This window comes from Prevotella sp. KH2C16, assembly GCF_900113305.1.
GTDB lineage: Bacteria > Bacteroidota > Bacteroidia > Bacteroidales > Bacteroidaceae > Prevotella.
Genome location: NZ_FOOW01000022.1, coordinates 43,661 through 51,837, shown reverse-complemented (window position 1 = coordinate 51,837; position 8,177 = coordinate 43,661). Strand labels below are relative to the sequence as shown.

Genomic DNA, 8,177 nt, shown 5'->3' with positions numbered 1-8,177 from the left:
AATACCATCTGCCCGACACACCGGGGGGAAAATCCGTCATTTATGTCCGCGGAACCTATAAGAACGGCCAGACGCACGGCTCCGAATATGTTTATGACTCTGCTGGGCACATCACCAACCGCCGCCGGTTTGAAAACGGAATCCTGATGACCGATACTGCGATGGAGGCCGAGGGCATCTACTATAAGTCGCTTCAGCGCATCCCAGACCCCGCATTCGGTGGCTATCGCTATAAGGAGGTCGTCGACTTCCGGCCCTATCCCCCCAAGCCGAAGACTGTCCGGTCAGAGTCGAGAAAGCCGGTGGCAAAGACAAATAAGGCAGGTCGTAAAGCTGCCCAGACAAGGCAGAAGACCACGCCTCAGCCGCGGCCGAAGCTCAGAGTGAACGACAAGGGCGTGATAGAATATAAGTAGTCCGGGCACGGATATTTTTAGCATGTAAACGGCTGTACAGTTTCTTGGTATATTTTCCTTGGGAAAATGAAGGCAAAAGCCGTGCTTTCAGAAAAACAGCCCTTTCAAGATAAGGACAACACGAATGTTCTCTAACTTGGCAAGCTCTCTTTTCTTTTATGGGTAAACCCAGAAACCAGTATATGGTCAAGTCCGATATGCCAGACTTTTGGCCCTGTTCCTTAGGCCTCGTCCTACTGTAGATAGGCTTTTGCCGTCATTTTCATCCATAGTGGGAAAGCAGTAATAAAATTTAATTGTTATTTGATTGTTTTTAAAAAAAATCTTTTATCTTTGTAAAGATAAAAGATTTTAAGTTTAAATCTTATGTGGCATGCGAGAATTTTAACTATTATCTATATGGGAATCTGTGAAATAACGGCATCAGCGCAGATCCCTAAGGATGTCATCCCACAAGATTCCACTATCAGAACAGGATGTTTGGAGAATGGACTTACCTATTATGTTAAGCATCATGGTGGGATGAAGCAACATGCCAACTTTTATATCGTTCAGAAAGTAGGTGCCATTCAGGAGAATGACAACCAGCAGGGGCTGGCTCATTTTCTGGAGCACATGTGCTTTAAAGGTACTGAACATTTCAGGGGTAACAGCTTGATTTCTTATTGCGAATCCCTCGGCATGCAGTTTGGAACCGACCTTAATGCCACGACCCGGGTGGATGAGACTTTCTATCAACTTTGTAATGTTCCCGTAAGACGGCAGTCAACGATAGACTCCTGTCTGTTGATTCTCCGTGATTGGGGCAACGCCCTTTTGTTGCAACCACAGGCCATTGACGAGGAACGCAGCGTCATTCAGGAAGAATGGAAGTTGCGTACCCGAGCGTCCAACCTCCTTATTGAGCGCAATCTTTCTTCACTCTTTCCCAATAGCAAGTATGGTCGTCGAACCACGCTTGGTTCGATGGATATTGTCCGTTCGTTTTCTCCTAAGGCTTTGATGGATTATTACCATACATGGTATCACCCGTCGAATCAGGCGGTCATTATCGTAGGCGACATAGATCCCGACGAGATGGTGGCGGCCATTCGTCAGCAGTTTGGCGCTTTGCGCAATCCCGTCGGCGTTCGTCCCGTTGTGGCAGAACCAGTGCCCGACAATGACCAGCCTATCATTATCATTGACCACGATAAGGAGCTGAAGTTAGGCTATGTGAAACTCTTCATCAAGCGCGGCGCTGTTGCGGATTCTGTCCGCTATAGTGTGTCGGGGCTGGTCGACGACTATGCCACGCAGGCCTTTTGTGCCATGCTCAATGACAGGTTGGCGCAGTGTGCCCGGCAGGGCGATTGCCCTTTTGTGAAGGCAACGATGAAAGAAGGCAACTATGTGTATGCCTCTGTGCGGAAAGCATTGGAACTTTCAGTTGTGCCCAAAGACATCCGGTCTACGGCCGAAGCCTTGCGCAGAGCGGTGGCCGAAGTGTTGCGGGCTTCCAAGGATGGCTTTAGTTTGGAAGAAGCTGCAATGTTCAAGCATTCGGCCGATGAGGCGCTGGGGCAGAGTGTTACTGCGGTAGAAGTTTTCGAAGCCTGCAAGGATCATTTCCTACATGGTGGCGCACTACCATCCTCTGTGTTTGTGGGCCAGACGCTGCGTCGTTTTTCATCTACCCAATTACAAGCCATGGCTCAAGAACGGCTGCGGCAGCTGTTCTCATGCTCGGGCAAGAATATGGTTATCGTGAACTTTAACCGTGAGGAAGCTGGCCAACAAGAGGCAACGGCGCAGGAGTTGCTGGCTGCCGTGGCCTCGGCGGAGGAATTAAGGCTTGGATCTTACAAGCCGGCAACCCATGACGGACAACTGTTGATAAATCTTCCCGCCGCGGGAAATATTATCAAAGAAAGCCGAAATGAGACTTTGGGTTATACCGAATGGCAACTCTCCAATGGGGCCCGCGTCATTTTGAAGAAGACAGATATGCTTAACCAGCCCGTCATCCTGCGGGCAGAAGGCAAGGGTGGCAGTGCCCGCTTTGGCAGGGATGACCTTCCACAGGTGAAACTCTTCAACAATGCCATCGGCATCAGCGGTCTTGGCAATCTCTCGGCTGTGCAGTTGGCACAGTATCTGGCCGACCGCCAACTGCAGATAAGCATGGGCATGGACAACCGCTATACGGGCATCAGTGGCAAGGCACCCATCCTGCAGCTGGAGCCGTTGCTACAGTTGACGCATCTTTACTTGACAGCCATCAAGCCCGATCTGCCGTCGTTCAATATGCTGAAGCAGCAGCTAAAGGCAATGGTGGAGTCGAACCACAACAATGTGGAAGCCGTAATGGCCGATAGCATTAATGCTACGCTCTATGGGCACCATCCTTGGATGGAAGCTATTAGCGAAACGGATATTGACAAGGCCGACTATAATCGCATCTTGCAGATGGCCCATTTTTGTACGGCTGATATGCGCGACTGGACTTTTTATCTGACAGGTAATTTGGATGAAGATGTCGTGTACCAGTTAGTATGCCGTTATCTGGCTTCCGTCCCAACGGAGAAGGTCGGGAGACGGACAGGCAGATCCGCCGTATTGGCTCAAGGCAAGGTGAAGAATATTTTCATCCGGCCGATGAAGGTTCCAAATTCGAGGGCTTATGTCATGTGGCACAATGAGCGCATAGTCTATTCGCCCGAAAATGTCATCAAGATGGACATGGCCGGACAGTTGCTGTCAGAAGCCTTGCTGGGCAAGGTCAGGCTGAAAATGCAGGCAGCTTATACCTGTAATGCAAAGGGTGAGGCGTCGCTCGGCATGGATGAACCGATATTTACACTGACGGTGATGTGCCCGATGACGCCTGGAAGGGAGACAGAAGTGATGAAAGCCATCAATGAGACGGTCGATGATATGACACGGCAGATTGATGAGTCTATATTAAATAAAGTGAAAGCACAGATGCAGAAAAGATTCGCCGCAGGCACCCAAGGTAATGGCTATTGGGACGATGTGGTGTATAAATATGTTCATTATGGCGTGGATAGTCGCGCCGACTACTCTTTAATCATATCAGCCCTAACACCAAAATATATGCAACAGTTTATGAAAGAATTCATGAAGCATGTGGGCAAGGTCACTGTGGTGATGTTGCCGGAAGATTTGGGCAAAGATTTGTTTCATCGCATGAAGGATCTTGCCTTTGTAAGAAAGAACATAAAGACGCCGATGAAACGCATGGCCAACTAGAAAACAGAGAATTTAATATGCAATACTAAAACATTTAAATAGCTAAAAAGAGACTATATGAATAAGCTAAAAATATTCGTAGGCATTGCCTTGCTGTGTGGCGCTGGTAGTGTTTACGCGCAGAAGAAGACTACCTTGAGTACGGAAGTCTATGGCTACCAACAGGACATGGTGTATTATGATTGCTTGCAATCGCCGGCCATTACGGCAGAATTCCATAACAATCCCGGTGAAGAGTTCACCTATTCGTTTAAGCCCAGGTTCTCGCCGCTTGTAATATTGGTCAATGGGCGGACCGAAGTGCTGATGAGCGAAGGCGACAGCGTACATGTGGTCGTGCGTAAGGAGGGCAAGCAGATACAGCTTGTCTTCTCGGGCTCAGAGAGCGCCGTAGCTGCCAATCGCCTGCGCCAGGAGCTCCGCCAGATGCACCGGCAGTTGAATTTCAAGTCTCAGCTGCTTTCGTGCGCGGCCCTCGACATCAAGCCCCAAAAGCGAATCAACGATGCCCGGACGCTCTTGGGCAAGGTGAAGGAACTGGCGGCGAAATATAAAGATATAGCCAATCCGCAGCTGGTTGCCTACATAGAAGCGGAGCAGGAGGCCATGTCGTACCTCTCTTTCGTGGAATATCCGAAGATGTATGCCGAGGTTCGCCACCAGACTATCGAGGAACAAGAAATTGGAGACTACTGGAAATTGATGGACGGCGTGAAACTTCGTGACGACGCAGCGTCGCTGATGTGTCCCGATTATGTCAGTTTCCTGATGCGCTATTGCTTCTATGATCAGGAGAAAAAGGCGGTGGCTGTCGGCGGAGCCTATACCATGCCGGGCACGCTGGAAACGATGTTTGAGACCTTGAAGCAGTATTACCAAGGCCATCAGCGTGACGCCGTGCTTTATACATTGCTTTGTAATTTTATCCGCAACGGCAAGCAGATTGACCGTGTGTTGCCACTGATGAAGGAATACAAGGATCAATATAATCAAAACAAGGCATATGTAGAGGTGTTGGACAGCCTGCTGCAATAGCAGGAAGGTAGCTCCGACTGTCATGCCGGGGCGGCCGATAGGATTAAGTAAAAGAATGACCCTGATATAATCATTAGAATATGAAAATAACGAGAGGTTTCAAGAAGGGCTATGTCCTGTGGTTGCTGATAGGACTGACCCTTATGCCGTGTCTGGCTTTTGGCCAAGACACAAAAACTACCGTGTGGAAGGATACGCCCGTGACGCTCAGAAAGAGTAATGTAGCGCTGGGGAAAATGCTGGAGCTTGTAGCCCATTCCGTGGGAGCTACAGTTGAGTTCAGGAATGTGTCGTTGGTGGGCATTGACAAGCCTACGACCCTGAACATAACCAACCGCCCTCTGGACAAGGTTGTAGACGACTTGATCGGCGACCAGAATGTGCTGGTGACTTATGAAGAGGGTCGTCACATTATTATATCTGCTTATCAGACGGCACAGTCGGACAAGGCCTCGCATGAAGATGAATGCTTCCTGCAGGGTATTGTGCAGGATGGGAAGACGGCCGAGCCTCTTGTCGGCGCGACGATTATGATAACCAGTGCAAGCCAGACGGCAGAAGTGGCGCGCGGTAGTGTGACCGACGCCAATGGAAAGTTTGAAATCAAGGTGCCACGCAAGGCTTCCATCCGTATTTCCTATTTGGGCTACAAGACGCAGTCCATTGAGGTGCTGCGTTCGAATAACGATATGAAGATTAACCTGCAACCCGACGGCGCCATCAATATGGATGAAGTCGTGGTGACAGGTATCAGCAAGCGAAGCAAGACGAGCTTCACGGGAAACTATGTAGAGGTGTCGGGCGAGAAGCTGAGGCAACTCAATCCGAACAACTTCCTGAAAGGCTTGCAGTTCTTTGACCCAAGCTTCAAGGTGCTGGAAAACAATTCGTTAGGCTCCGATCCGAATGCTCAGCCCGAATTCAGGATGCGTGGTGACCAGAGCCTGGGCTCTTCATCAAATGCCAATACGATGGATCTGATGTTGGATAATGTGTCGAGCAAGCCAAATACGCCATTGTTTGTATTGGACGGCTTTGTCGTTTCCATGAGTAGGATCTTGCAGTTGGACCCGCAGCGAATAGCGAATGTAACCATTCTGAAAGATGCGGCGGCTACGGCAATCTATGGTTCGAGGGCTTCGAATGGTGTTATTGTGATTGAGACCAAGGTGGCGCCAGACGGCGCGTTGTCGGTTAGTTATAATGGCGGGCTGACAATCATGGCTCCAGATTTGACAGACTATAACCTGATGAATGCTGAAGAGAAGTTGAACTTTGAGTATATGGCAGGTGTCTATAACTCCGCCAATGCCACCTCCATGAACCGCTACAACCAGTTGCGGCGCAATGTGCTGGCTGGTGTTGATACCTATTGGCTCAGCCAACCTTTGCGTACTGCATGGCAGCAGCGCCACTCGCTGTCGGCAGCAGGCGGAACAGAGGTATTCAGATACAGCCTGGACTTGAACGCGACCTTCTCGCCGGGTGTGATGAAAGGATCTTCCAACAATACAAAGAGCGTGAACTTCAATATGACTTACCGCAAACAGAATGCTACGGTGGGCGCTTCTATCAATCTCGCAGAGACCGATGGGCACAATTCGCCTTATGGCTCATTCTCGGAATACACACGCGTCAATTCCTACTACCGCCCCTATGACGACCATGGAAAGCCGTTACAGGATCTTGACAGCTATGTCGGCGCAAGCAGTGTCTTGATAGCCAATCCGCTTTACAATGCGAATGTTGGAATAAAAGATGCCACCCACAACATGAATATATCTTCAAGCCTCAACCTGGAGTATCGCCTGTTGGAAAACTTGCGCATCACCGAGCAGCTGAACTACACCCGGGGTATTGCCAGGGCTGAACGGTTCCTGCCCGCCAGCCATACGAGTTTCATTAATGTGATGGACAAGACGCTGAAAGGTAGCTACTCGAAGAATACAGGAGAAATGACTTCGTGGGCGAGCAACTTCGGCTTGAACTATAACCAGTCGCTTGGCAAACATCTATTGAGCATGTTTGCCAACTGGAATGTGCACGAGGACCGAAGCAACTATGTGAATCTGAGTGCCACGGGTTATCCCGACCCACACATGGACGACTTTATCTTCGGTAACAAGATGTCGCAAAATCCGAGCGGAACGGAAAGCATTGTCCGTTCGATGGCGTTGATCGGGCAGCTTTCTTATAGCTACGACTCACGCTATTCGGCCGACTTCAACATCAGTGGCGAAGTAAATTCAAGTTATGCCCGCCATACGCTGACGCCTTTCTGGAGTGTCGGCGCGCGCTGGAATGCTTATCGGGAGAAGTTCCTGGAAGGGCGGGTGTCCAACCTGGTCTTGCGAGCTACATATGGCGTTACGGGTTCACAGAACTTCAGCCCGGCCGACGCTATAGAATATTATACATTCTCAGGCACGATGAAACCTTATGTCTCTTTCCCCATGCTGGGTGCCGTGATGTCTCGTCTCAACAACGCAGACCTGAAATGGGCCAAGACTTACAATCTGAGCCTTGGTATAGACTTGGGCTTCTGGAAGAATAGGGCCAACATGTCGTTCAATTACTATGACAACATCACACGACAGTTGTTGACCAATTACGACCTGGCGCCGTCAACGGGTTTCAGTTCGCAGATTATCAATGCGGGTGAATTGCAGAACAAAGGCTTTGACGCTACATTGAATGTAATCGTCTTGCAGAATATCAGAAAGCAGATTTACTGGACCATTGCAGGTGGAATCAATCATAACAGGAATAAGATCAGAAAGATATCCGACTATCTACGCAAGATGAACGAAGAGCAACTGGCTTCGGCGAGTGCGCCTCTGCCCGTTTATCAGGAGGGCCAGTCGACGACTACCTACTATGCCGTTCGCTCATTGGGAATCGATCCGATGACAGGGAAGGAAGTCTTCCTGACGCGCGATGATCAGAAGACTTTCGTATGGGATGCAGCTGACAAGGTGCCTGTGGGAGACACGAGCCCCGACGCAAGCGGCACATTCAGTACATCGTTGAACTGGAAAGACTTCTCCGCTTCTTTGGGGTTCACCTATAAGTGGGGAGGGGTCGTATATAACCAGACGCTGGTCGACAAGATAGAGAACAGCAATATTGCCTACAATCTGGATCGCCGGGCCGCAGAAGACCGTTGGCAGAAGCCGGGCGACATAGCGAAATACAAGAAGGTAGACCTCAACGGTTCAGAAACACCGGCTTCTACACGCTTCATCATGGATGACAATGAGGTGAGACTGGCCAGCCTGAATGTAGGCTATCGGTTTAATGCGGAGAAATACGGCTTCATGAAGACACTCAACTTGCAGGCATTGAATGTGAATTTCACGACAAATGACTTGTTTAGGATTTCCACGGTGCGCATGGAACGAGGTTTGAGCTATCCGTTTGCACGCTCGTTCACCTTCACGGTATCTGCAATCTTTAAATAATCTAAATCAAATG

General features: G+C 49.6%; 3 protein-coding genes and 1 pseudogene. All 4 read left to right on the top strand.

The genetic code is table 11. The features are described from left to right. Positions 1–416: pseudogene (locus BM114_RS14455) on the top strand (hypothetical protein); the annotation flags it as partial. A 399-nt stretch (positions 417–815) separates the two neighbouring features. Beyond that, a complete protein-coding gene (locus BM114_RS11775) occupies positions 816–3,668 on the top strand; it encodes a M16 family metallopeptidase (RefSeq protein ID WP_177207114.1) in 2,853 nt (950 codons plus the stop codon). Between the two features lie 57 nt (positions 3,669–3,725). Next, complete coding sequence (locus tag BM114_RS11770; RefSeq protein WP_092113657.1) at positions 3,726–4,703, top strand: hypothetical protein; 978 nt, start codon at positions 3,726–3,728, stop codon at positions 4,701–4,703. Between the two features lie 80 nt (positions 4,704–4,783). After that, positions 4,784–8,164, top strand: coding sequence for a SusC/RagA family TonB-linked outer membrane protein (locus BM114_RS11765; RefSeq protein WP_092113655.1), 3,381 nt, complete (start codon positions 4,784–4,786; stop codon positions 8,162–8,164). The last annotated feature ends 13 nt before the right edge of the window (positions 8,165–8,177 follow it).

Bases quoted from the DNA above. Each gene is read 5' to 3' on its own strand.
- BM114_RS11775 (WP_177207114.1), top strand. From the start codon at position 816: ATGGGAATCTGTGAAATAACGGCATCAGCGCAGATCCCTAAGGATGTC.
- BM114_RS11770 (WP_092113657.1), top strand. From the start codon at position 3,726: ATGAATAAGCTAAAAATATTCGTAGGCATTGCCTTGCTGTGTGGCGCT.
- BM114_RS11765 (WP_092113655.1), top strand. From the start codon at position 4,784: ATGAAAATAACGAGAGGTTTCAAGAAGGGCTATGTCCTGTGGTTGCTG.